General features: G+C 57.8%; 21 protein-coding genes and 1 pseudogene. 14 read left to right on the top strand and 8 right to left on the bottom strand.

The window, feature by feature from the left end:
- Positions 1 to 72 precede the first annotated feature (72 nt).
- Positions 73 to 1230, bottom strand: a complete 1158-nt coding sequence (locus JKL48_RS14570) for a formimidoylglutamase (protein ID WP_201983702.1) — start codon at positions 1228 to 1230, stop codon at positions 73 to 75.
- A 199-nt stretch (positions 1231 to 1429) separates the two neighbouring features.
- Here JKL48_RS14570 and JKL48_RS14565 point away from each other — a divergent pair, with 199 nt between their 5' ends.
- The 7 genes and pseudogenes from JKL48_RS14565 to JKL48_RS23775 form a co-directional block, all read left to right on the top strand.
- Complete coding sequence (locus JKL48_RS14565) at positions 1430 to 3229, top strand: AMP-dependent synthetase/ligase (RefSeq protein WP_201983700.1); 1800 nt, start codon at positions 1430 to 1432, stop codon at positions 3227 to 3229.
- Positions 3230 to 3364: 135 nt separating this feature from the next.
- Positions 3365 to 3844 carry a MarR family winged helix-turn-helix transcriptional regulator gene (locus JKL48_RS14560; protein ID WP_201983699.1) on the top strand — a complete coding sequence of 160 codons (480 nt, stop codon included), beginning with the start codon at positions 3365 to 3367 and terminating at the stop codon, positions 3842 to 3844.
- Positions 3845 to 3994: 150 nt separating this feature from the next.
- A complete protein-coding gene (locus JKL48_RS14555; protein ID WP_201983697.1) occupies positions 3995 to 6400 on the top strand; it encodes a 3-hydroxyacyl-CoA dehydrogenase/enoyl-CoA hydratase family protein in 2406 nt (801 codons plus the stop codon).
- Positions 6401 to 6764: 364 nt separating this feature from the next.
- Entirely contained in the window at positions 6765 to 7949 is a 1185-nt protein-coding gene (locus tag JKL48_RS14550) for a thiolase family protein (protein WP_201983696.1), read from the top strand.
- A 92-nt stretch (positions 7950 to 8041) separates the two neighbouring features.
- A complete protein-coding gene (locus JKL48_RS14545) occupies positions 8042 to 8350 on the top strand; it encodes a hypothetical protein (protein WP_201983695.1) in 309 nt (102 codons plus the stop codon).
- Positions 8351 to 8505: 155 nt separating this feature from the next.
- Positions 8506 to 10296, top strand: a complete 1791-nt coding sequence (locus JKL48_RS14540; protein WP_201983694.1) for an acyl-CoA dehydrogenase family protein — start codon at positions 8506 to 8508, stop codon at positions 10294 to 10296.
- A 257-nt stretch (positions 10297 to 10553) separates the two neighbouring features.
- Positions 10554 to 10820, top strand: a pseudogene (locus JKL48_RS23775) (fibronectin type III domain-containing protein); the annotation flags it as partial.
- 2 nt (positions 10821 to 10822) lie between these two features.
- Here JKL48_RS23775 and JKL48_RS23170 read toward each other — a convergent pair.
- Positions 10823 to 10978, bottom strand: a complete 156-nt coding sequence (locus JKL48_RS23170; RefSeq protein WP_236668814.1) for a hypothetical protein — start codon at positions 10976 to 10978, stop codon at positions 10823 to 10825.
- Between the two features lie 163 nt (positions 10979 to 11141).
- On the opposite strand from JKL48_RS23170, the gene JKL48_RS23165 reads away from it, so the two are divergent.
- Positions 11142 to 11750, top strand: coding sequence for a fibronectin type III domain-containing protein (locus JKL48_RS23165; RefSeq protein ID WP_236668813.1), 609 nt, complete (start codon positions 11142 to 11144; stop codon positions 11748 to 11750).
- A gap of 74 nt (positions 11751 to 11824) precedes the next feature.
- On the opposite strand, the gene JKL48_RS14530 is transcribed toward JKL48_RS23165, so the two are convergent.
- Positions 11825 to 13270, bottom strand: a complete 1446-nt coding sequence (locus JKL48_RS14530) for a hypothetical protein (RefSeq protein ID WP_201983688.1) — start codon at positions 13268 to 13270, stop codon at positions 11825 to 11827.
- Positions 13271 to 13625: 355 nt separating this feature from the next.
- Between JKL48_RS14530 and JKL48_RS14525 the strand changes: the two genes are divergently transcribed.
- Positions 13626 to 13844: a hypothetical protein gene (locus JKL48_RS14525; RefSeq protein ID WP_201983687.1), complete on the top strand. Its 219-nt coding sequence runs from the start codon at positions 13626 to 13628 to the stop codon at positions 13842 to 13844.
- Positions 13845 to 13912: 68 nt separating this feature from the next.
- Here JKL48_RS14525 and recG read toward each other — a convergent pair whose 3' ends face one another.
- The 4 genes from recG to mutY form a co-directional block, all read right to left on the bottom strand.
- A complete protein-coding gene (gene recG, locus JKL48_RS14520; protein WP_201983686.1) occupies positions 13913 to 16012 on the bottom strand; it encodes an ATP-dependent DNA helicase RecG in 2100 nt (699 codons plus the stop codon).
- Between the two features lie 97 nt (positions 16013 to 16109).
- A complete protein-coding gene (gene gldD / locus JKL48_RS14515; protein WP_201983786.1) occupies positions 16110 to 16670 on the bottom strand; it encodes a gliding motility lipoprotein GldD in 561 nt (186 codons plus the stop codon).
- Positions 16671 to 16838: 168 nt separating this feature from the next.
- On the bottom strand, positions 16839 to 17273 hold the full coding sequence (locus tag JKL48_RS14510) for a single-stranded DNA-binding protein (RefSeq protein ID WP_201983685.1): 435 nt from the start codon (positions 17271 to 17273) through the stop codon (positions 16839 to 16841).
- A gap of 142 nt (positions 17274 to 17415) precedes the next feature.
- Positions 17416 to 18498: an A/G-specific adenine glycosylase gene (gene mutY, locus JKL48_RS14505; protein ID WP_201983682.1), complete on the bottom strand. Its 1083-nt coding sequence runs from the start codon at positions 18496 to 18498 to the stop codon at positions 17416 to 17418.
- A 189-nt stretch (positions 18499 to 18687) separates the two neighbouring features.
- Between mutY and JKL48_RS14500 the strand changes: the two genes are divergently transcribed.
- The 3 genes from JKL48_RS14500 (at position 18688) to JKL48_RS14490 (ending at position 22030) form a co-directional block, all read left to right on the top strand.
- Positions 18688 to 18996, top strand: a complete 309-nt coding sequence (locus JKL48_RS14500) for an HU family DNA-binding protein (protein ID WP_190928317.1) — start codon at positions 18688 to 18690, stop codon at positions 18994 to 18996.
- Between the two features lie 157 nt (positions 18997 to 19153).
- A complete protein-coding gene (locus tag JKL48_RS14495) occupies positions 19154 to 20080 on the top strand; it encodes a tetratricopeptide repeat protein (RefSeq protein WP_201983680.1) in 927 nt (308 codons plus the stop codon).
- 342 nt (positions 20081 to 20422) lie between these two features.
- Positions 20423 to 22030: an Rne/Rng family ribonuclease gene (locus JKL48_RS14490; protein WP_201983676.1), complete on the top strand. Its 1608-nt coding sequence runs from the start codon at positions 20423 to 20425 to the stop codon at positions 22028 to 22030.
- A 128-nt stretch (positions 22031 to 22158) separates the two neighbouring features.
- On the opposite strand, the gene JKL48_RS14485 is transcribed toward JKL48_RS14490, so the two are convergent.
- Positions 22159 to 22833, bottom strand: coding sequence for a porin family protein (locus JKL48_RS14485; RefSeq protein WP_201983675.1), 675 nt, complete (start codon positions 22831 to 22833; stop codon positions 22159 to 22161).
- A 76-nt stretch (positions 22834 to 22909) separates the two neighbouring features.
- On the opposite strand from JKL48_RS14485, the gene JKL48_RS14480 reads away from it, so the two are divergent.
- Both JKL48_RS14480 and JKL48_RS14475 read left to right on the top strand, forming a co-directional pair.
- Complete coding sequence (locus tag JKL48_RS14480) at positions 22910 to 23932, top strand: gliding motility protein GldB-related protein (RefSeq protein WP_449555694.1); 1023 nt, start codon at positions 22910 to 22912, stop codon at positions 23930 to 23932.
- A gap of 94 nt (positions 23933 to 24026) precedes the next feature.
- Positions 24027 to 25229 (top strand): glycosyltransferase family 4 protein, encoded by a 1203-nt coding sequence (locus tag JKL48_RS14475; protein ID WP_201983672.1) that lies wholly within the window; start codon positions 24027 to 24029, stop codon positions 25227 to 25229.
- The last annotated feature ends 94 nt before the right edge of the window (positions 25230 to 25323 follow it).

The raw sequence follows: 25323 nt of genomic DNA, 5'->3' as shown, positions 1-25323 counted from the left end.
TCTATTTACTATCTCGGTAAAGATGCTTCGCTGCGCTCCGCATGACGTTCTGGATAATCTTTCCAACAAAATCTAACTCAGCAGTGCCTGCAAGCGAATCCAGCGCTGGGGCAGGTCGCCCTGCGAGGCGTTCAGGTAATCTTCGTAGGTGCACGGCACTACGCGCTTGGTGGCGTTGTCGCCGAGGCGCTCTACTTCCATCCACCACTTTTCGGCGCGGCGCGACTTGTAGAACACCAGCTTGTCGGGGTTGCCAGGTAGTACCACGGTGTAAGTAAGGAAGCGGAAGGTGCCGAAGCCGGTTTCGGGCCGGCGGTGGTAGAAGCCTTCCACGAAATACCAGAGCATGGTGGCAATGGTGGCGGCCGCCAGCCCATTCGGGTCCACGTCGGCGCGGTAGCCGTAGAGGCCGAAGGAGCTGAGCTGCTCGTTGTGGCCGGCGTACCAGCACAGTTGCGTGGCTTCCTCGTTGCCCAAGCCGAAGGGGTTGGCCGGGTAGTAGCCCGGCGAGTCCTGCCAGCGAATGGCGGCAATGTCGACGCTCATAAAGTCGGCCTGGCGCACCAGCGGCTCGGCCAGGCGGCGGTCGGCGCGCACCTCGCCCACGCTCATGGTGTCGAAGTGCAGCTTTTCGAGGACCACCATTACCTCGGGTGGCGTGAGGTACTGCTGGTGGCCGAGGTGGGCCAGGCTGAACACAATGTTGGGCTCGTGCACCAGCAGGCGGCGCAGGTGGCTTTCTTCGGGCGGCGTGCCGGGGCCGGGCTCGGCCATGTCGGGCCGCGAGTCCACCACGGTCACGTTCACGGTGCGGTTCTGCACCTCGTAGGCGAGGAATTGGCCGTAGTCTAGGTCGTGGCTGCCACCCAGCAGGATGGGCACCGTATTTTCTTCCAGCAGCGCCCCAATGATTTCGCGCAGGCGCTGGTAGGTGTCTTCCAGCGTGAGGCCGGGGCGCAGGTTGCCCAAGTCGACCAAACGGAGCAATCCACTGCCTTTTTGCAGCTGGTAGAAACGCTGGCGCACTTCGTTGGGGCCGTGGCGGCGGGCGTTGGGCGGGCCGGCCGCGCTGCCACGCCACTCGTCGAGGCCGATGAGGGCCAGGTCGGCGGTGCGCCAGTCGGGGAAGGTTTCGGTGAAGCGGGTGGCGTAGGCGGCCAGCGTGGTAGGCGCGGGCGCTGCTTCGGTCAGCGTTTCCGGCAGCGGGTCAAAAAACAGGGCCAGATTCATTGGGAGCGAGAATGCAAGGGGCCAAAATTACGTAGGAAACAGCCGGGTTTTCGGGGTTTTTGACCGTTTTCGCTACGCATTTGGTTTTTACCCGTAGGAAGCACGCTACCGTTCGGGTTGACCCCCTGTGGCCCAGCCCCGAAAAAAGCGCTTTATTTAAGCACAAATTCCCCCGCAACGCCTTACCCCACCCCACCCAATGGACGTTCGTCGCGCCTTCGATATCCTTCCGCATCAAATTGCCACCGCGCCCAAACCCGACGCCCTGGCCTCCAAAATTGATGGTCAATGGGTGCCCATCAGCAGCCAGCAACTGCTCGACCAAGCCAACCTGGTTTCGCTCGGCCTCGTGGCGCTCGGCCTCAAGCGCGGCGATAAAGTGGCCATTATCAGCATGAACCGCCCCGAGTGGATGCTGGCCGACTTCGGCATCTCCCAAATCGGGGCCACCAGCGTGCCGATGTACCCGAGCATCACGGTGGAGGACTACAAGTATATTTTCACCGACGCCGGCGTGCGGGCCGTTTTCGTGGCCGATAAAAAGCTGTTCGACAAGGTAAAAGAGGCTACGCAGGGCCTCGACATTCCGGCCGAAAATATCTTCACCTTCGATAAGATTGAGGGCGCCCGCCATTTCAGCGAGCTGCTGGAAATCGGTAAAAAAGGCAACGCGGCGGATTTGGAGCCGCTAAAAGCCGCCGTTGAGCCCGACGATTTGCTTACGCTCATCTACACCAGCGGCACCACCGGGCAGCCCAAGGGCGTGATGCTCACGCACGATAACATCTTGAGCAACTGCCGCAACTCGCAGCGCTTCGTGCCCGTCACGAAAAACGACAAGGCCCTGAGCTTCCTGCCGCTCTGCCACATTTTCGAGCGCATGGTGACCTACCTGTACATGATAAACAGCGTGAGCATCTACTACGCCGAAAACATGGACGTCATCGCCGACAACCTGCGCGAGGTGAAGCCCGAGATTTTCACCACCGTGCCGCGCTTGCTGGAAAAAGTGTATGACAAAATCGTGGCGAAAGGCCACGAACTGGACGGCATCAAGAAAAACCTGTTCTTCTGGGCCTTGGATTTGGGCCTGAAATACGACACCCAGAAGGACCAGGGCTTCTTCTATAACACGCAGCTGGCGTTGGCCAATAAACTTATTTTCAATAAGTGGCGTGAGGCGCTGGGCGGCAACCTGCGTTGCATTGTGAGCGGCGGCGGGGCCTTGCAGCCGCGGCTGGCGCGGGTGTTCTGGGCGGCCGGCATCCGGGTGATGGAGGGCTATGGCCTGACGGAAACCTCGCCCGTGATTGCCGTGGGCGGCTACGAGCCGGAAAACAACATGATTGGCACGGTGGGCCCGCTCATCGACAACATGCAGGTGAAAATCGCCCCCGACGGCGAAATCCTCACCAAATCGGCTTCCGTGATGAAGGGCTACTACAACCAGCCCGAACTCACGGCCAAGGAGTTTGACGAGGAGGGCTGGTTCCACACCGGCGACATTGGCGAGCTGGTGAACGGCAAGTTCCTGAAAATCACCGACCGCAAGAAGGAGATGTTCAAGACCTCGGGCGGCAAGTACATTGCTCCGCAGGTCATCGAGGGCAAGCTGAAGGAAGACCCGCTCATCGAACAGGCCATGGTGGTGGGGGCCGACCAGAAGTTCGCCTCCGCGCTGGTCGTCCCGTCCTTCCCCGACCTAAAAGGCTGGTGCAAGCGCAACGGCGTGCCCGATGCATCCAACGAGGAGCTGGTGAAGAATGAGAAGGTAGTGAAGCTCTACAAAGACCTGATTGAGAAGTATAACAAAGGCTTTGCGCAGTGGGAGCAGGTGAAGCGGCACGTGCTGCTGCCCACGCAGTGGACCGTAGAAAGCGGCGAAATGACGCCCACCATGAAGGTGAAACGCAAGGTCATCACCGAGCACAACAAGGACCTGATTGCCGACATCTACGAGCGGGCCGAGAAGGAGCCGCACGAGCGCGCGGCGCACTAAGTCAGCGGTAGCGCGGACTTTTAGTCCGCGAGTGGCACCATCCATTCGCGGACTAAAAGTCCGCGCTACTTTTTTGCTAACTGTTATGCAAGCCTAATATATTTTTCGTAAGTTTACCGCACTTACCCCCTGCCCATGAAACCCGAAGAAACCGTCGATTATAACATCAAAGTAGCCTGGCATGCCATCTCGCGGATGTATAACACGCAGGCGGCGCAGAACGACATTACCACGAGCATCGGCTTCGTGCTGCTGAACATCGACCAGGAGAAAGGCACGCCGGCCACTAAAATTGCCCCGCTGCTGGGCCTCGAAACGCGCAGCCTGACGCGCATTTTGCGCAGCATGGAGGAGAAAGGCCTCATCTACAAGCAGGCCGACTCGGTGGACAAACGCTCGGTCCGCATTTTCCTGACACCGCTGGGCCTGGAGAAAAAGGAGGTTTCGCGCCAGACGGTGCGGCACTTTAATTTGAAAATCCGCGAGAAAATCCCGCAGAATCAATTGGATGTCTTCTTCAAGGTAGCGGCTCAGATTACGAGCATGATTGAAGGGAAGACCTTGTTTGAAGAATTCGTGCTCAAGCCGTTGCGGACGGAAGCGTCAGCTTCCTGAGCTTCTGTTAAATCGTTGTCATGCTGACGAAGGAAGCATCTTATCACGGCTGCTTTCGTCAGATTCATTATTCACTACGGTGCGGACGTGATAAGGTCCTTCGTCGCCGCTTCATCCGCGGAATGCTCAGGATGACAGTTTAAAACCACTATGAACCGAACCATCAAGAAAGTGGCCGTGCTCGGCTCCGGCGTTATGGGCTCGCGCATTGCCTGCCACTTCGCCAACATCGGCGTGCAGGTGCTGCTGCTCGACATCGCCCCCAAAGAGCTGCTGCCCGACGAAGAGAAAAAGGGCCTGAAACTGGATGCCCCGGCCGTGCGCAACCGCATTGTGAATGCTGCGCTGCAAGCCGCAATCGTTGCCAATCCCTCGCCGCTCTACCGCAAGGCCGATGCGGCCAAAATCAAAACCGGCAACTTTGATGATAATCTCAAGGATATCGCCACCTGCGATTGGACGATTGAGGTGGTTATCGAGCGGCTCGACATCAAAAAGAGCCTCTACGAGCGGGTGGAGCAGTTCCGCAAGAAGGGTACGCTGATTACCAGCAACACCAGCGGCATCCCGATTCACCTGCTGGCCGAGGGTCGTTCGGAAGATTTTAAGCAGCATTTTGCCGGCACGCACTTCTTCAACCCGCCGCGCTATTTGAAGCTGCTGGAAATTATCCCGACGCCGGACACCAAGCCGGACGTGCTGGATTTCCTGCAACACTACGGCGACCTGTACCTGGGCAAAACCGTGGTTTTGGCCAAGGACACGCCCGGCTTCATTGCCAACCGCGTGGGCGTGTGGGCCCTGCTCGACGCCATGCAGACCATGCAGAAGCTGGGCCTGACCGTGGAGGAAACCGACAAGCTGACCGGCCCGGTAATTGGCCACGCGAAATCGGCCACGCTGCGCACTTCCGACGTGGTGGGCCTGGATACGACCATCAATGTGGCCAACGGCCTGGCCCAGGGCCTGCCGGATGACGAGGCCAAGGACGTATTCGTGCTGCCCGATTTCGTGAAGAAAATGGGCGAGAGCAAGTGGCTGGGCGACAAAACCGGCCAGGGCTTCTACAAGAAAGTGAAAGGCGAGGGCGGTAAGTCGGAAATCCACGCGCTGGACCTTAACACGCTGGAATATAAGCCGAGCCAGAAGGTGAAATTCGCCACGCTGGAAATGACCAAAACCATCGAGAAGCTGGCTGACCGCTTCAAGGTGCTGGTTTCAGGCAAGGACAAGGCTGGCGAGTTTTACCGCCTGAGCTTCGGCGGGTTGTTTGCCTACGTAAGCAACCGGGTGCCGGAAATCTCCGACCAACTCTACAAAATTGATGACGCGCTGCGCGCCGGTTTCGGCTGGGAACTGGGCCCGTTTGAAACCTGGGACGCGCTGGGCGTGCAGGCTGGGGTTGACCTAGCCAAAGCTGCCGGCCGCACCGTGGCTGCGTGGGTGGAGGAAATGCTGGCCGCCGGCAATGCGACCTTTTATAAGGTAGAAGACGGCGTGCGGAAGTTCTACGACCAAGCCAGCAAGAGCTATCAGGCCATTCCGGGTGTAGAGAATTTCATTATTCTCGACAACCTACGGGCCAGCGGCAAAGTGCTGTGGAAAAACTCGGGCGCGTCAGTTATCGACCTCGGCGACGGCATTCTGAACGTGGAGTTCCATTCCAAGATGAACTCATTGGGCACCGACGTTATCCAAGGCCTGTTGAAAGGCGTGGAGATGGCCGAAGCCGGCTACCGCGGCCTCGTGGTGGGCAACGACGCGCCGAACTTCTCGGCCGGCGCCAACCTGGGCCTCGTGTACATGCAGGCGCTCGACCAGGATTTTGACGAGCTGAACATGATGATTCAGCAGTTCCAGCAGGCCATGATGCGGATGCGCTACAGCAGCATTCCGGTGGTGGGCACCCCGCACGGCCTCACGCTGGGCGGCGGTTGCGAGCTAAACCTGCACTGCGACCGCGTGGTAGCAGCCGCCGAATCCTACATCGGCCTCGTAGAATTCGGCGTGGGTCTGATTCCCGGCGGCGGCGGTACCAAGGAAATGACCCTGCGCACCGCCCTCAAATACGAAGACGGTGAGCCCGAATTCAATCTGCTGCGCAACACTTATATGACCATCAGCACGGCTAAAGTCTCGACCTCGGCCGCTGAGGCCTTCGACCTGGGCTTCCTGCGTCGGGGTGATGAAGTGGTGCTGAACAGCAACCGCGTAATTGCCGCCGCGAAATCGGCTGCTCTCGACCTGGCCGATGCCGGCTACACTCAGCCGATGCAGAAAACCAACATCAAGGTGCACGGCAAAGGCGCGCTGGCCATGTTTAAGACCGGCGTGTATGCCATGCAGCAGGGCAACTACATCTCGACCCACGACCAGCTCATTGCTGATAAACTGGCCTACGTGATGTGCGGCGGGGACTTGTCGTCGCCCACCGAAGTGAGTGAGCAGTACCTGCTGGATTTGGAGCGCGAGGCGTTCCTGTCGCTCTGCGGCGAGCGCAAGACGCTGGAGCGGATTCAGTCGATTCTGACCACGGGCAAGCCGCTGCGCAACTAGCCGTTTGTCATGCTGACGAAGGAAGCATCTTTTTACGCCAAATCAACTTAGCCAAAAGCTATGGGTACGAATAAGCACCGGGGCGGTAAAGATTACCTCGCCATGTATCCTAAGCTTCAAAAGTGGCTTCAGCAATGCCGGTTCTGCCAAAGCGAAGGATACAAGCCCGAAATGCCTGATTTGATTGGTGTGAGTCCGTTTGCCCCGGCAAACATTCGAAGCATGTTTCCTCCGCTGGCACTTGATGAAGAAGGCATCTGCGACCAGTGCCGCGCTGCTCAAATAAATCATTAACACTCAATTTGACCGAAGCTGTGGACGTGATAAGGTCCTTCGCTACGCTCAGGATGACAATAAAAAGACCATGTCTAACACCGCATATATCGTAGCAGGCTACCGCACGGCCGTGGGCAAAGCCCCCCGTGGCGGCCTCCGTTTCACCCGGCCCGACGACCTCGCTGCTGCCGTTATTAAACACCTCGTAGCCCAGGTGCCGGCCCTTGACCCCACGCGCATTGACGATGTAATCGTCGGCAATGCCGTGCCCGAGGCGGAACAGGGCCTGCAAATGGGCCGCCTGATTTCGCTGCTGGCGCTGCCCATCAACGTATCCGGCCTCATCGTGAACCGCTACTGCGGCTCCGGCGTCGAAACCATCGCCATGGCGGTGGGCAAAATCTCTTCGGGCATGGCCGACTGCATCATCGCGGGCGGCACCGAGAGCATGAGCATGGTGCCCACCGTGGGCTGGAAAACCGTGCCCAACTACAAGCTGGCGATGGCGCATCCCGACTACTACATGGGCATGGGCCTCACCGCCGAAGCCGTGGCCAACGACTACAAAATCAGCCGCCAGGACCAGGACGAATTCTCTTACAACTCGCACCAGAAGGCCATCAAAGCCATTGCCGCCGGCAAGTTTGCCAAGAGCATTGTGCCCATCACGGTAGAGGAAACTTACGTGGACCAAGCCACCGGCAAGAAGAAAAACCGCTCCTACGTGGTGGATACCGACGAAGGCCCCCGCGCCGATACCTCGGTGGAAGCCCTGGGCAAACTGCGCCCCGTGTTCGCCGCCAACGGCACCGTCACGGCCGGCAACTCGTCCCAGACGTCCGACGGCGCGGCCTTCGTGCTCGTGATGTCGGAGCGCATGGTGAAGGAGCTGAACCTGGAGCCCATTGCCCGCATGGTGAACTACGCCACCGAAGGCGTCGACCCGCGCATCATGGGCATGGGCCCCATCAAAGCCGTGCCGAAAGTCCTCAAGCAAGCCGGCCTGAAACTCGAAGACATCGACCTGTTTGAGTTGAACGAAGCCTTCGCCTCGCAGTCGCTGGCCGTAGTGCGCGAGCTAGGCATCGACCCCGAGAAGCTGAACGTGAACGGCGGCGCCATTGCCCTCGGCCACCCGCTGGGCTGCTCCGGCGCCAAGCTCAGCATCCAGCTCTTCGACGAGCTGCGTGAGCGCGGCAAGAAGTACGGCATCGTCACGGCCTGCGTGGGCGGCGGCCAGGGCGTCGCCGGCATCTATGAGTTGCTGAAGTAGCGGTGAAGTGGTCGGACGAATTGCCCGAAGGGCTTCGTCCCACCACTCTTGCCAAATAGAAGAAGTGAGTAAAGTTGACAAATAGTACAACCGTGAAAAACTCTGTCTTCGAACTTCTTAATGATATTAGAAAGCGGCCTCCTATGTACTTAGGAAAGCCATCAATACATCACTTGCGATGTTTTCTAAGCGGCTGGTTCCACGGTAATTCGAGTCAGGTAAAAGACGCAGCTTTGTTTGATGAATTTGCTTCTTGGATAGCAAAAAAGCATAAAGTCAAATCAACCCAGGGCTGGGCAAAAATTATTGAGTTTTGGAGTGCTGATGAGATTGATGCTTTAAAGCAATTTTTTGTTCACTTAGATGAGTTCCAAGCTTCTTTAAACAAACAGACTAAGTAAAATAAAGCCCCGCCCCGCCGGGGTTTTCTTTCGCTGATATAGTAGGCGTGCCTAACATTTTTTCTTAACTTGCAACACTAAACCGCTAGCCTCGTTGTTTCTCTAACTAGTAGGCTAGCCTAATACTTTTCAACTCCACACCCACCCCAACCGACATGGAAACCACGCAGCAAGCCAGCCTGAAGGGCGGCGAATTCATCATCAAGCCGACCGATGCCCAGAACGTGTTCACGCCGGCCGACTTCACCGAGGAGCAGAACTACATGCACCAAACCTGTCTCGATTTCGTGCAGGCCGAAGTGCAGCCGCTGCTCGAGCGCCTCGACAACCATGAGGAAGGCCTCATGCGCGGCCTGATGGAGAAAGCCGGCCAGCTCGGCTTGTTCGGCGTGAGCATTCCGGAGCAGTACGGCGGGCTGGACATGGACTTCACCACGGCCCTGCGCGTGACCGAGGGCGTGGGCGGCGGCCACTCGTTCCCGGTGGCATTTGCGGCGCACACGGGCATCGCCATGCTGCCCATTCTGTACTTCGGCAACGACGAGCAGAAGGCCAAGTACCTGCCCGGCCTCACCAGCGGCGAGCTGATGGGCGCCTACTGCCTCACCGAGCCCGGCTCCGGCTCCGACGCGCTGGGCGCCAAGACCAAGGCCGTGCTCAACGCTGAAGGCACGCACTACGTGCTGAATGGTCAGAAAATGTGGATTACGAACGCCGGCTTTGCCGATGTGTTCATCGTGTTTGCCCAGATTGACGGCGACAAGTTCACCGGTTTCATCGTGGAGAAAAACACGCCCGGCCTGAGCCTCGGCAACGAGGAGCACAAGATGGGCATCAAGGGCTCTTCGACCCGCCAGGTGTTCCTGACCGATGCGCAGGTGCCGAAGGAGAACGTGCTGGGCGAGATTGGCAAAGGCCACCTCATCGCCTTCAACGTGCTGAACATTGGCCGCATCAAGCTGGCCGCGGCCTGCCTGGGCGCTACCAAAATGGCCGCTGATTTGAGCGTGAAATATGCCAACGAGCGGGTGCAGTTCAAAATGCCCATCTCGAAGTTTGGCGCGATTCGCTACAAGCTGGCGCAGCAGGCCATCCGCATCTACGCCGTGGAATCGGCCATTTACCGCGCGGGTTCCGACATCTACCGCATGGAGCAGCAGCTCATCGCCGAAGGCAAAGGCGCTAACGAGGCGCTGCTGGGCGCGGCCCGCGAGTTTGCCGTGGAGTGCGCCATTCTGAAAGTAGAAGGTTCGGAAGTGCTCGACTACGTGGTGGACGAGGGCGTGCAGATTTACGGCGGCTACGGCTTCTCGGCCGACTACCCGATGGACCGCGCCTACCGCGACTCGCGCATCAACCGCATTTTCGAAGGCACCAACGAAATCAACCGTCTGCTGGCCGTTGACATGATTCTGAAGAAAGGCCTGAAGGGCGAAATCGACCTGATGGGCCCCGCCCAGGCCGTGCAGCAGGAGTTGATGAGCATTCCGAGCCTGAGCCAGGACGAGGAAACCGGCCTGTTCAGCAAGGAATACAAGACCATTGCCAACCTGAAAAAAGCGGTGCTGATGGTGGCCGGCTCGGCCGTGCAGAAGTTCACCGCCACCCTGGCCAAGGAGCAAGAGCTGCTGATGAACATCGCCGACATGGCCATCAAGGTGTACATCGCCGAGAGCACCCTGCTGCGCGTGGAGAAGGAAGCCGCCGCAAAGGGCGAAGAGGCTATGGCTGTAGAAGCTGACATCGCCCGCGTGTACCTGGCCGACGCCGTGGACATCGTGGAGAAGGCCGGCAAAGACGCCATCGGCAGCATGGCCGAGGGCGACGAGCAACGCCTGCTGCTCATGGGCCTGAAGCGCTTCACCAAAACCGAGCTGCTGAACGTGAAAGAGTCGCGCCGCCGCATCGCCGCCAAGCTGATTGAGGCGAATGAGTACGCCGTCTGAATCACGGATTTTTCGGATTCGGTAGATTAGTCGGATGCGGTGAATAATTGAGAAAGGCCGTCCCTGTATTCAGGGGCGGCTTTTCTGTTTATAACCGAATTGGATGAACACTGGGTCGCTGGTTTATAGATAGATAGCCACTTGCTAAGAAAAATAAATAAGTACGGCAGCCTTTTGCTGCTGGGGCCTGTCTGGAAGAAAAGCACGGCGCGGCCGCCCGGCTTCGGATTCCTTCACCTCTTTTCTCATCAGTATTTATGAAAACCGTTACTTTTCTCTTTGCCATTCTGATGGCAGTGCTATCCTGGCATGTACCAAGTGCGCAAGCCCAAACATGCGCTGCCCCGACCAATGTGACGGTTAGCAATATAACGGCTTCAAGTGTGGTGGTCAATTTCGTGCCGTCCGCCTCCGCCGTTAGCTATACGGTTCGTTTTTACTCCACCGACAGCACGGCCGCAGGGATTACCAGCGTGAATGCCGGTGGGGCGCCGGTTGCGCTCACAGGATTGGTTGCCGGGCGTTATCACCGGGTATCGGTCGTGAGCAACTGCGCAGGCGGCGCTACCGCTTCCTCGGCTTGGGTAGGTTTCGTGACGAGTGGCAGCAGCAACCCGACTAATTGCTCTCCGCCAACCGGAGCGAGGGTTTCGGCTCTCACCACCACGTCGGCTACCATCACGTTCTCGACAGTGAATGGGGGCGGCAGCTACCGGGCCGTTTATTATGCAGTCGGCGACAGCCTCCACGCCATTACGCAAACTGTGGCAGGCTCTCCGGCGCTACTCAGCGGGTTGCTGCCAAATACGTCATACGTTGTGCGTCTCTACACTAATTGCAGCGGGATGACGTCCACGGCAACACTCGTCACATTCCGCACCCTGGCTGTTCCAACTGTTTGCGGTGCGGTCACCAATGTGGTGGTCACGGGCACCAGCGCCACCAGCGCCACCGTCACCTTCACGCCGGGCGCGGGCAATACGAGTTTTCACATTACGTATTATATCCTGAACGACTCCACTCGCTGGGTAAATACAACTTCCTCGCCGGCCACCTTAACCGGCCTGGTTCCGGGGCAGACCTATTACATCCAGGTCACGAGCGTGTGCGGAACGGGCACCACGGTTGTCTACACTGGAGGCGGTCAGATTACTTTCTCCTTCCGGGGGGCTTTGGCAGCGCGCGATGCTCTTGGAGCAGGTGCCGTCAGCATCTATCCGAATCCGGCACACCGTGCCGCTGGTTTGGTGCTGCCGGCCGTGCCGGGTGTGGCGCAGGCCAGCCTCGGACTGTTCAATGCCGTAGGCCAGCAGGTTCGCGCTGCGGTCGTTCCCTTGGCCTCCGGCCTGGAAACGCGTACCCAACTCGACTTGTCGGGCATTGCTCCTGGCCTCTACACACTGCGGGTGCAGGCCGGCAGCCAGGTAGCCAGCCAACGGCTGTCGGTGGAATAATGTAGCCGCCGCCGCAAGGAAAAAGGTGAACCCCACCCGGGTTCGCCTTTTTCGTTGCGGCGGCTATAAGCAAGCTACTTTAGCACCACTTTGTCCAGTTCCAACGCTGCTGACTTCTTACTGGGCCGGCTCACGCCGATGATGGTTTTCTCGTTCAGCCAAGCCGTAAAATCCTTCACGTAAGCCAGCTGCTGGTCATCGGCTACGTTCAGCTTCAGGCGTTCGGGTGGGCTAACCACGCCACTCAGCGCGTTGACACGCCGCAGGTACAGGTCTGATTTTTTGTCGATGGTTTCCATGGTGACCAACTGTACCGTGCCGCCAAACACTGCGGCTCGAAATCCGATGCCCGTGTACGAGTCCACGGCCGGCGCTACCTGGTCTTTGGCCACGATGCTGTGCCAGGCAGGAGCCCCAAACTCATTGTAGCCGAACAAGTGCAACTCACGGGCGTGCACCGGAGCCTCGCTGCCGCCTTCTTCAAAATGCTTTTCTGCTACTACCACCAGCTGCTTTTCGCTAGTGAGTAAGAGCTCACCCAGGTACACATCGTCCAAGCGCTTTACCTCAGTGCCGCTGGCTTTGCTAATCTCGGCTAAGTAAGCCGGCGTAAAACGGAATTCGGGAGAGAACTTCATGTCGCCGGTGCCGCTGAAATCGTACTTCACCACTTTCAAGCTGTAGTATTCGCCCGTGGCATAGTCGGCGCATAGGGCAGCCGCATACAAGCTGCCGTCGTTCAGTACCGTGAATTTGGTGTCGCGAATGGTCACGGTTTTGCCGCCGAATATGCCACCTACCGGCACGCCCAGCACGTTGATTTCCGTGGAGGTGCCGGCAGGGTACCGGCGCACCGTCAGCTTCTTCATGCCCTCGCTGATGAGTGTCACGTACTGCGTGCCGTCGTTAGCCACATGCACCGCCGGTGAGAAGAAATCGGTCAGGTCGCGGAAATCATAGGTTTTTTCTTCCAGCTGCCCCAGATTTTGGTCGAACAGTGTGGCCGCAATGCTTGTCACCTGCTGCCCGCGGGTAAGGTAGCGGAAGGCCAACAGCCGCGAGCCTTCGGGCGAGATGGAAACCCCCGGCCGCCGGTCGCGTGGCGCGGCCGTCATCACCACTTTGGCAGGACTGCGCTGTCCGCTTTGCATGTTCACGGCTACCACGGCCAGGTTTTGCCCATTGTCGTCTTTGTGGTGTATCACCACCAAGGCTTGTTGTGGGCCGCGTCCAAAGGCTTCCAGCGTTTCGTCGGGGGCCACCGGTATGGGGGTGCTCCACTGTTTTTTCAGGTCGGCATCGTAGCGCTCCACGGCATAGCCGCCGGCACTTTGGTGCGCCAGAATCACAAAACCGGTGCCGTCGGCCAGGGGCAGGGTCTTGCGGGGCACGCGCATATCGTACCGGTCAGCGCCTTGCTCGGGCAGATAGCTAAAGGGGGTCGACTTCACTTTCTGGGCCGCGACCGAGCCCAAAAGCCCGCAGCCCAACAGCCCGGTTAGCAAAGCGCGTTTCAACATAACTTTTTGGTGTTGTCGAGACATAAGAATTTTTTTTATGACCGTAGAGCCTGCTCAAAATTACCCTTTCTAAGCGTTAAGATGATGTTTTGAATCTGATGAGCCTTCGGTTGAAGGGTGGTTGCTAACAAAAAAGTGTTTTAACCATAACACTTGCATGCGCTCTTTCGTACAGGGGACCCGTTAACTTTGTGTACGGTAAAAGTGCCCAATCGGGGCACTTCCCCCAACATTACACTACCCTGCATCACCAACCAATTGCAAACCCAAGCGGATGTGAAATTGGCAGATTAGGGGTTTGCATAGCACAGTCCATAGTTCTGCCTTAGCTTTACACCTGCAATATCTACTATATATGAAATCATTACTTAAGTTCTCGCTCTTAACGGCGCTTATTATCAGTGGCAAGCTTGCCAAGCAGGCCGCTCCTGCTACTGTAGCGCAAACTGTTAAGCCTCAAAAGCCTGCTCAATCTTCTGTCGTTCTCGTAAATCAGGTTTATAACGCTGAACTAGCCAAGCCCACTCAGCCGTCACAGCGGAGCGGAAGCGGGTTCATAACCGAGATGTACTAGCTAAAAATGACCAACGACTTTTCAGAAGGTCGTTTTTTTTTGCCCAAGCCGATAAACACAGCGCTGTTTTAACTAATCCGACTCCAATTCACCGCCGTAGCCGGCAGGCTCTCGATGTGCCGCCGAATGTTGGCATTGTCGGGGTGCGCAAGGTTGGGGTCTTCGGTTAGCAGGGCTTGGGCGGCGGCGCGGCTTTCGGTCAGAATGCGGCCATCCTTGGCCAGGTCGGCAATCAGCAGGTCGAGCACGCCGCTTTGCTGGGTGCCCATTAGGTCGCCGGGGCCGCGCAGCTTGAGGTCGATGTCGGCAATTTCGAAGCCGTTGTTGGTGCGAACCATCGTTTCGAGGCGGGTGCGGGCGTCCTTGCTCAGCTTGAAGCCCGTCATTAGGATGCAGTAGCTCTGGTCGGCGCCGCGGCCCACGCGGCCCCGCAACTGGTGCAGCTGTGAAAGCCCGAACCGCTCGGCTGATTCTATCACCATCACCGAGGCATTGGGCACGTTCACGCCCACCTCAATCACGGTGGTCGCCACCATTATCTGGGTTTCGCGCTTGATGAAGCGCTGCATCTCGTAATCCTTTTCCTCGGCCTTCATGCGCCCGTGCACAATGCTGATTTGCATCTCCGGGAAGGCCCGGGCCACGCTCTCGTAGCCGTCGGTCAGGTCCTTGTAGTCCATCGTTTCCGACTCCTCAATCAGCGGATACACGATGTACACCTGCCGCCCCAGCTTCACCTGGTCCCGGATAAACTCGAACACTTTCAGGCGGTTGGCGTCGAAGCGGTGCACCGTCACGATGGGCTTGCGGCCGGCCGGCAGCTCGTCAATCACGCTCACGTCCAAGTCACCATAAAGCGTCATGGCCAGCGTGCGCGGAATGGGCGTGGCCGTCATCACCAGCACGTGGGGGATGATGTGCGGATTCTTCTGCCACAGCTTCGAGCGTTGCGCCACCCCAAAGCGGTGCTGCTCGTCCATAATGGTCAGCCCCAGGTTGCGGAACTGCACCACATCCTCCAGCAGCGCATGGGTGCCCACCAGCATGTGCATGGTGCCGTTGCGTAGTTCCTCGTGCAGCACGCGCCGCTCCGAAGTTCGGGTGCTGCCCGTGAGCTTGCCGATTTTAATGCCCAGCGCATCCGCGTATACTTTCAGCCCCACGTAATGCTGGTCGGCCAGGATTTCGGTGGGCGCCATCAGGCAGCTCTGTGCGCCATTGTCGGCGGCCATCAGCATCGAGATGAAGGCCACAATGGTCTTGCCCGAGCCCACGTCGCCCTGCAGCAGGCGGTTCATCTGCTTGCCCGCGCAGAAGTCCTTGTAAATGTCGTGGATAACGCGTTTTTGCGCGCCGGTCAGGTCGAAGGTGAGGTGGTTTTTATAGAAATCTACCAGCGTGGGCACCTCCTTAAAAATCTGGCCGGCCAGCGTCACCTTGCGTTGGTCGCGCTGCCGCAGCAGCTTGAGCTGCACGTAAAACAACTCTTCAAACTTCAGCCGAAACTTGGCGGCCGCCAGCAATTCCGGGCTCTGCGGGAAGTGAATCTGCTGCAGGGCCTGCGCCTTGGGCATCAGCCCGTACTGCTGAATCAGGGCCGGCGACAGCGATTCCTCCACGTGCGGCAAGGCCAGCTTCAGCAGCTCCGCTACCATGCGCATAATGGCCTTGCTGTCGACGCGGTGGTAGTTCTTCAGCTTTTCCGAGGTGTTGTATACCGGTTGCAAAAAGCTCTGGCCCGGCTTGCTCTCGCTCATTTCCTCCAGCTCCGGGTGCGCCATCTGGGGCCGGCCGTTGAACATCGTCGGCTTGCCAAAAACAATGTATTCCTGATTGTTTTTAGCAACCTGCTGCACCCACTTGATGCCCTTGAACCATACAAGTTCCAGTTCGCCGGTGCCGTCGCCCACCTTAGCGGTCAGGCGCTGCTTTGGCCCTTCGCCCACCAATTCTTTGCCGCGGAGCATGCCGCGCACCTGCACATACGGCAGGTCGTCGTTCAAATCGGCAACGCGGTACACCTGTGTCCGGTCGAGGTAGCGGAAGGGGTAGCGCTGAATCAGGTCGCCGTACGTAAACAGGCCCAACTCTTTGCCCAGCAGCTGTGCCCGCTGGGTGCTGCCCACCGAGCGCAAAAACTCCAGCCGGGTATTGAAGAAGTTACTCATTAAATCAGGCTGTCATGCTGAGCTTGCGAAGCATCTTATCACGTTTGCGAAAATAGATTCAACCGTGAAAAGATGCTTCGCAAGCTCAGCATGACAGTTATTTATACTTAAGCGTATTCAGCATGCGCACCATGTCCGTCTTCACGTACTCAATCACCGGGGCCAGCGAATCGTTCGCGGTGGCCGTGCGGAAGTACAGAGCGCCGCGCAGGAAGTGGCGGGTGCTGTCGGTGGTATAAAACTGAAACTGGCTGGGTACCTCGCCCTGCAGCTCAAACACCGAAGCCCGCATGCCGCTGGGCGTCTTCAGAATCCGCTCATCGATGGCCGTGGCTTTGATTTCGTGCTTGCCGGTGAGCTTGCGCGCATCCTCCATCATCTTGTTGTAGAGGCGCCGGTCGCGCTGCACGTCCATGTAGGTAATCTGCACGTTGGCGTGCAGCTTGGGGTAATACACGTTAATCCAGTGCGGCTGCGCCATGTACGACGAGTCGCGCTTTATCACCGCTTCCTTGGAGTATTCAAACTCATACGGGTGGCCACCGCCCAGCATTTGGTAGCGGTGCGCCGGCAAGTCAATGCGGTTGTAGCCCTTGGGTTTGGGCGTAAAGTCCGGGGCCGACGAACAGGCCGCCAATAGGGCCAGCGCCGCCAGCATCGGAAGTTTTTTCAGTATCGACACTACGTGAGGTTGGTTGCTAAAATATCGGCGCCGCAATACAAGCTGCGGCTCAGGCATCAAAGGTAGCCGTTGGCCGGTGCCAGTGGCAACGAAAAAAGCCCCGGCCAAGTGCCGGGGCTTCTCCTGAAAATTATCGGACCGCAGCTAAAACGGTAGCTGGTCCAGCTCGGGCTCTTGGCGAAAAGTGTGCCCGGCCTCGGCCGGAGCTGCGCCATTTGCTTCGTTCGGCGTGGTGCCGGGGCCCTGCGGCCGGCCGCCCAGCATCGAAATCTCATCGGCGATGATTTCGGTGATGTAGCGCGTCTGCTGGTCCTTGTCCTGGTACTGGCGGGTGCGCAGCTTGCCTTCGATGTACACCTGCTGGCCCTTTTTGAGGTACTTATCCGCCATGTCGGCCAGGCCGCGCCACGCCGAGATGTTGTGCCACTCGGTCCGTTCCACGCGGTTGCCTTGCTTGTCCTTGTAGTAGTCGTTAGTAGCGAGGGTAAAGTGAGCCACGCTCACACCGCCTTCCAAATGGCGCACTTCGGGGTCTTTCCCCAGGTTGCCTACCAAAATCACCTTGTTCACTCCGGCCATATTATTGCACGTTAGGAAATACAGAATCGAGCAAACCACCCGGCCTGCTCTTGCCTCAAAGATAATAGCTTGAATCGGGGAAGCAAAATATTTTGCTAATATTTTTTGCTGAAAAATCTAAAAATATTGGTCAATGAAGTTATCACCTGTTTTGCTCAACATAATTAGCAATCAGCACGGGCTTTGGCAGCGTTTCAATCTCGGCTAGCGAATAAGCACGCAAGCCTAAATCGCGCAATGTAGCCTCGGGCAACGGTTTTGCCAGCGCCATCGGGTGGAAGCGCACCTCCAGTTTCTGGTGGCTTAGCACGTGCCGGTAGGCGGCGCTGGGCTCAGCGGCTTGGCTGGTGTCCAAGGTAGCGCCTAGTGCGTTGAGGTGGCGTCCCAACTCGGCGGCCGGTAGCTCCGGCACGGTGGTTTCGGCCAAAGCAAAATCGTAGAGGCCTTGCCAGATGTCTTTCTCGCGCCGCTCCCGCAGATAGGTTTGCTCGCCGTGGCGCAGCACGAAGTAGTGGAAGTAGCGCGTGCGCGCCGCCTTGGCCTTGCTCTTCACCGGCAGCAGCGCCACCTGCCCATGCTGAAACGCCCAGCAAGTGCTTTGCAGCGGGCAAAACAGGCAGTCGGGCTTGGCCGGTGTGCACTGAATGGCCCCAAACTCCATAATGGCCTGGTTGAAGTCGGCCGGCGCGGTGGCGGGAATGTGCTGGTCGGCCACGGCCTGGAATTCTTTGCGCGAGCTAGGGGCCGCGATATCTGAATGCAGCCCAAAAATGCGCGCTAGCACCCGGTACACATTGCCATCGAGCACGGCCACCGCCTCATCAAAGGCAAAGGAGGCAATAGCCGCGGCCGTATACGGACCGATACCGCGCAGCTTCAGCAATTCCGCGTACGAATCGGGAAACTTGCCGCCGTATTCTGCCACCACCTGCTGGGCGGTGCGGTGCATGTTGCGGGCCCGGGAGTAATAGCCCAGGCCCTGCCAGTAGCGTAGCACTTCGGCCTCGGGCGCCGCAGCCAGGTCCTGCACCGTGGGATAAGCCGCCAGGAAGGTGTCGTAGTAGGGTAGGCCCTGAGCCACACGGGTTTGCTGCAAAATCACCTCCGATAGCCAGATGGCGTACGGGTCGCGGGTATGGCGCCAGGGAAGGTCGCGGTGGTGGCGCGGATACCACGCCAAGAGGGCCGAAGCCAGAAAGGAAGGATGGGAGCGTGTTTTTGTCAAAATTTTGAAAGAGAATAATTTGGACCTGCCCTTTGTTTAGGAGGGTAGATTGGTAAAACAAAAAAATGGGGTTACCTTTGTGGCCCCAATTCGAGGGCGAACCGCCTACCAGGCAAAGGCTTACGCTGGAATTCGGGATTTTTTTGCCTAAAAACGTAATTTTTTCAACCACCTAAGTACCATACCAACGTGACTAAAGCTGAGGTAATCGCCGAAATCTCCACGAAGACCGGCATCGAGAAAGCTGATGTATTGATGACTGTTGAAGCTTTCTTCAAAGTCGTGAAAGATTCAATGACGGAAGGCAACAACATTTATGTTCGTGGCTTCGGCTCGTTCGTCAACAAGAAGCGCGCCCGGAAAGTCGCTCGCAACATCTCGAAAAATACGTCGCTCATCATCGAAGAGCACTACATCCCGAGCTTCAAGCCGTCGAAAACCTTCGTGGCCAAAATCAAGAACAGCAAGAAGGTAAAAGCCACTGCTGCCAAAGCCTAGTTCTTTCGGTAGACCGCATTAGGTAACCAATAGCCAGCGCTTTGTTTTAAGCTGGCTAACAAGTACCGAATACTGCATACCTAAAAATGAAAATGCCGGCCGTGCCGCCGGTGTCTTTTCCGCGAGGGAAAGCCCGGCGGCCGGCTTTTTTCAGCCCATGGCTACTACGTCCCGTTCCGCTACGCATCAATTGGTTGTCCTCGCTGCCGCGCTCGCGCTGGTCGGAGGGCTTTTTGTGTTGCCGAAAGGCATCATGAAGCCCAAGGAGAGCCGCTCGGAACTGAGCAAGGACGCGGCCGCGACGGCCAACCGCGACGGGGGCGGCTCCGCCACCAACGGGTCTAAAACGGAGGCTTCCTCCGGCCCCGTACCGGCCACTGCCACCGAGAACAACGGCCCGAACTCTGCCGCTCCGCACACCACGGCCACCGCTACTCAGCGGCAGGAGCTAACCCGCCTGCTGAAGGAGTACAACGCCGCGCCCAATGCTGCTGCCAAAGCCACGGTGGCTACCACCCTGGCCCGCCGCTACAACAGCGTAGAGCGGTTCGACAGCGCCGGTTACTACCTGGAGCAAGTGGCCCTGGCCAAGCCTACTGCCGCCAATTGGCAGCATGCCGCCGATGCTTACTTCCAGGCGTTCAGCTTCGCGTCTTCTGATGAGCGGGTGAAACTGCTCGGCGGCAAAGCACGGGAGCTGTACGCCAAGGTGCTAAAGGAGCAACCCGGCAACCTCGATGCCAAAACCAACCTCGGCATGGCCTATATGGCTTCCGAAAATCCCGTGCAGGGCATTTCGCTGCTGCGCGAAGTGCTGGAAGCCGACCCGCGCAACGAGAAAGCCCTGTACAACATGGGCATTCTGGCGGTGCAGAGCAATCAGTACGACAAGGCCGTGCAGCGTTTCAAGGAATTGGTGAAAGTCAATCCGAAAAATGTGAACGGCCAGTTTTACCTCGGCGTAACTTTGGCCCGCACCGGCGCCAAAGAAGAAGCCAAACAGGCGTTCCTAGCCGCCAAAAGCCTCAGCAACGACCCGGCGCTGGCGGCTTCGGTAGAGGAGGAAATTGCCAAATTGAAATAGTCAAGACACAATCAATCACTAACTTAACCCCCAAGCATCATGCCCTGCGGTAAAAAAAGAAAGCGTCATAAGATTGCCACTCACAAGCGCAAGAAGCGCCTGCGCAAGAACCGCCACAAGAAGAAGTAAGCCTCACGGGGCGTAGCGGCGGCCGGCAGTTTTCCTAACGGGAAAGGAGCCAGCCGTCTATCTCTCACGTAGCCTCCTGGGTGTGGCCGCGTTGGGCGCTTTTCCCGTGGCTCGCGAGGGAAGCCAGAACTTATGGTTCTGGCTTCCCTTTGCCGGTTTCGGGGTAGTGCTGCGGCGGCATTGCAGGCAGGTTACTTTAACTAAATCAAGGCTTTGAGTAATGAATTAGTCATTAATTCTACTCAGGAAGGCGAGCGGATTGCGTTGTTGCAAGACAAGCGGCTGATTGAATACCATTTCGACCGCAACGACACCAATTACTCAGTAGGCGACATCTTCCTGGGCACCGTGAAAAAGGTGATGCCCGGCCTGAACGCAGCGTTCGTAGACATTGGCTACGAAAAAGACGCGTTTTTGCATTACGGCGACCTCGGCGAGCAGTACAACTCGTTCACGAAGTGGGCGCGCACCGTGCAAAGCGGCCGCGCCGCCACCGCCGGCCTCGAAAAATTCACGTTTGAGCCCGTCCTCGACAAAGTGGGCAAGGCCGAAAACGTGTTTAAGAAGGGCCAGCAAATTGTGGTTCAGATTATCAAGGAGCCCATCTCGACGAAGGGCCCGCGCGTGAGCACCGACATTTCGATGGCGGGGCGCTACCTCGTGCTGATGCCGTTTTCGAACACCATCAGCGTGAGCAAAAAAATAGTGAGCAAAGCGGAGCGGGACCGGCTCAAGCGGCTCATTGCCAGCATCAAGCCGGATAACTTCGGTGTCATCATCCGCACCGTGGCCGAAGGGCGCGAGGTGGCTGAGCTGGACAAGGACATGCAGGACATGGTGGCGAAGTGGGAGCAGTTGTATACCACGCTGCGTACCGCCAAGCCCAACGACAAAGTGCTCGGCGAGCTCGGCCGGACTTCCTCCATGCTCCGCGACATGCTGAACGAATCCTTCGACAGCATCATGGTCGACGCGCCGACGATGTACGAAGAGATGCGCGACTACCTACAGAAGATTGCGCCCGATAAGCTGGGCTTGCTGAAGCTGCACAACTCGAAGATTAAAATCTTCGAGCAAACCGGCATCGAGAAGCAGCTGAAAACGCTGTTTGGCAAGACCGTGACTGTGCCCGGCGGCGGCTACCTCGTCATCGAACACACCGAAGCTCTGCACGTTATCGACGTGAACTCGGGCAGCAAGAGCAACCAGGAAAACGACCAGGAAGCGACGGCCTTGATGATTAACATGCTGGCGGCCAAAGAAGTGGCCCGGCAGCTACGGCTGCGCGACATGGGCGGCATCATTGTGGTCGACTTTATTGACATGCGCTCGGCCGAAAGCCGCAAGAAGGTGGAAGACGCCGTGCGCGACGTGATGAAGCACGACAAGGCCAAGTTCACGGTGCTGCCCATCACTAAGTTCGGGCTGCTGCAAATCACGCGTCAGCGGGTGCGGCCGGCCGAAAACATCGTGACCGGCGAGGTGTGCCCCACCTGCGGCGGTACGGGCAAGATTTCGGCCTCCATCCAAGTGACGGACGACATCGACAACAGCATCGACGACCTGCTGGTGAATCAGAACCAGTCGGGCATCACGCTGTCGGTGCACCCGTTCCTGTACGCTTACTACACTAAAGGCCTGATTTCACGCCAGATGAAGTGGTATCTCAAGTATTACAAATGGGTGAAAGTGGTGAACGACAGCAGCCTGGGCCTCACCGACTACCGCATCGAAGACGAGCGGGGCGAGGAAATCCAACTGCGTTCGTCGGCCGCCGCCATGAGCCGTTTGCAGGACCGTGAGGTGGAAATTGTGGACTAGGCTCGATAATGGCTTGGTCTCCGGTTTACCCGATTTGCAACAAAAAGCCCCGGTTCCAGAAAGGAGCCGGGGCTTTTTGTTGCAAGGGTTTCTCGAAAATAGCAGCAACAGTTGCTACTCGCGAATGGCTAAAATTTCATGCCCAAGTCTAAGCCAAAGCCGCTGTTCTTGATGGTTACATCTTTAAAATCGCGCTTGCGTTCAAAATAATGGTCGATGTCGACCAAGCCCCGGTTGTAGCACACGCCGGCAAAAACCTTGGTGCTTTTGCCCAATTGGTATTCAACGCCGACGGAAGCCAAGGCGTCAGCATCGATGAAATAAACGTACTCGCTGGCTTTGTTTTCGGCGCCCGTGGCTGGGTCTATGTAGTATTTACTGTCATTGACACGCGAGCCGATGGGCACATTCAGTGAGCCACCGACCTGGAAGTACAAGCGCGTAGCGGGCGCTACTTCATTGGTAAAGAGCTTCACCGTGATAGGCAGCGCCAGGTATTGCATGGTAAGTTTCTGACTGATAGCAAGCCCGCTTAGCGATGGGTCCCGGTATGTGTAGGAGCCTCCTTTGCCCGTTAGCAATAAGCCGGTGCTGAAAGCGTAATTTTCTCCAAAAAAATAATCAACTACCAGTCCACCGCCTAAGCTGAGTTTGCTGCCGTCGGTGGCAAACGCGTTGACGGTAGAAGATTCAGCCCGCAGGCTGGTGATAGCAGGCGTTATTTTTAAGCCGATTTCAACCTGAGCCGTGGCGGTGGTGATAGAAGCTGCCAGAGCGAGCAGGAACAGAAGAGACTTTTTCATAGAAACAGGCAGGGCAAAGTGATGGTCGGCAGTAGCGCCGGTTTGTTTTGGCTAATTTTGCATCAAAGTAACGAGCGTGAATACGAATAATTTTGCCTGGCGGTGCTGGCTGCCGTTGTTTTTAGGAATTGCGCTGAGCCTGACTGCCTGCAAAAAAGGCCCGGCCGCGGGTTGCCGGGTCGATGCAGCCGAGGATGCGGCTGCAGTGCCTGTGCACGTGAAGCACCTGGAACCTGTCTTTTTCAGGATAAAAACGCCGGCTGATGCTCAGCAGTTTATGGATGCGAATCCGGCCTTTGCTCGGTTCTACCTGCAACGCCAGCCGGCCACGGAAAAAGACCTGCAAAGCAGCTTGGTGCATTTGGCTACCAATGATGCCTTGCAGCAACTGGGCCGCGAAACGACGGCGGCATTTCCGGACACGGCTGCGCTCACGCACGAATTAGGGGAAATGTTTCGGCGGGTGCACTATTACTTTCCTGATTTTCAGGCGCCTCCGGCCGTGACGTACGTGAGCGGTTTTCTGGCGAAAGACATTTTTGTGAACGATAAGCTGTTGGTGCTCAGTTTGGATTGGTTTGCCGGGCCTAAAGCCAGCAAGCGGCCCGACCTGCCGCAGTACATGCTGCGCCGCTACACGCCGGCCGGCTTGCTCCCGCTGCTCACCCAGAACGTTTCGACCAAGTACAACCGCCACGAACTGACGGCCAATACCATGCTCGATGCCATGGTGCACGAAGGCAAGGCACTGTACTTTGCCAGCCAAATGCTGCCCTGCACGCCCGATTCGCTGTTGCTGGGCTATACCACGCGCGAAATGATTGGGCTGGAAGCCAACGAAGGCCGCGTGTGGGGTCATTTTCTGGAGCACAATTTGTTGTATTCGACCACGCCCTTTTTGTTGCAGAAATACGTGGGGGAACGGCCTAATGTGCCGGAAATTGATAAAACATGCCCTGGCCGGGTGGGGCAGTGGGTGGGCCTGCAAATCGTTCGCAAGTACGTAGCCGAACACCCTGGCATCAGCCTGGGCCGGCTGATGGCCGAGAAAAACGCCCAGCGCATCCTGAACGACTCGCACTACCGGCCCAAACGGTAGGTTAATGAAGAATGAGGAATGAAAGAATGAAGAATTGGCCATGGGCAGGGATTCTCATTCTTCATTCCTTCATTCCTCATGCTTCATTGAACCCATGCACATTGCCGTTTTCAGCCAGTACCATACCAACCCCGACTGCCCGGCCACCAGCCGGCACTACACGCTGCTGGCGCACTTGGCTAAAACCCACCGGGTAACGTTGCTGACGACCCCGGCCTGGAGAAGCCAGCGGCTTACGCACGAGTTTCCGTGGGTGCCGCCTGGTGTGGAAATCCGTGAAGCCCAGGTGCCATATGAAAACAAGATGGGGCCTGCGAGGCGGGCCCTGGCCTTTGCCCGCTATGCTGCTTGGGCTGTGCGCGAGGGGCTCCGAATGGATAAGCCGGACGTAATCTGGGGGATTAGCACGCCGCTGACGGCGGCGTGGGCGGCGGCGCAGGTGGCCCGGCGGCGGCAAGTGCCCTGGGTGTTTGAAGTGCAGGACTTGTGGCCGGCGTTTCCCATTGCCATGGGTGCGGTGCCCACAGCGCTGGCCCGGCAGCAGCTGTACCGCATGGAAAAACGGCTTTACCAAAGTGCCCGGCACATTTTGCCGCTTTCGCCGGACATGGCGCGCTATGTAACGAATTTAGGCATCGCACCATCCAACGTAACTACCGTGCTCAACGGCACCGACCTCGACTTGGCCGCCTGCGCTACTCCCGAGGCAGTAGCGGCGTTGCAACAAAAGCACGGTTTGGCTGGAAAGCACGTGATTTTGTATGCGGGCACCTTCGGCCGCGCCAACGACATTCCCACCCTGGTGGCTGCCGCCGAAACGATGGCTGCAAAAGAGTTAGAAGTAGTGTGGCTGTTTTTGGGCCACGGTTTTTTTGAGCCGCTGATTGCGGATGCGGCAGGGCGCTGGCCCGGCCGCATCCGGCTAATGGGCGGCCAGGCTCGGCACGAGGTTTTTAGCTGGTTTGCCCTGGCTGCGGTTTCGCTGGTGTCGTTTCTTAACTTGCCGGTGCTGGATTCCAATTCGCCGGCCAAGCTCTACGACTCGCTGGCGGTGGGCACGCCGGTTATTGTCACGAACCAAGGATGGACGAAAGCGCTGGTGGAAGAGTATGGCTGCGGCTGGTACGTGCCGGCGGGCAACGCCGAAGCGCTAGCAGCTAAGCTCCGTATACTACTAGCAAATCCGCAACTGATGGCGAATGCTGGCCGGAAAGGCCGCCACCTAGCTACCCAGGCGTTCGACCGCCAAACACTGGCTGGGGTAATTGAGCGGATATTAGAAAAAGCAGGCGAATGATTTTTGTGCGGTTAAGCTTGTGTTTTGTGCTGGCTTGTGCCTGAAATGGAACTTTGTATACCAAATGCGGCGAATTTTGCTGCCATACAGCACG

It is taken from the genome of Hymenobacter rubidus, from assembly GCF_016734815.1.
Lineage (GTDB): Bacteria > Bacteroidota > Bacteroidia > Cytophagales > Hymenobacteraceae > Hymenobacter > Hymenobacter rubidus.
Note: the sequence above shows the minus strand (reverse complement) of the source record. Positions and strands in the feature narration are given on the sequence as shown.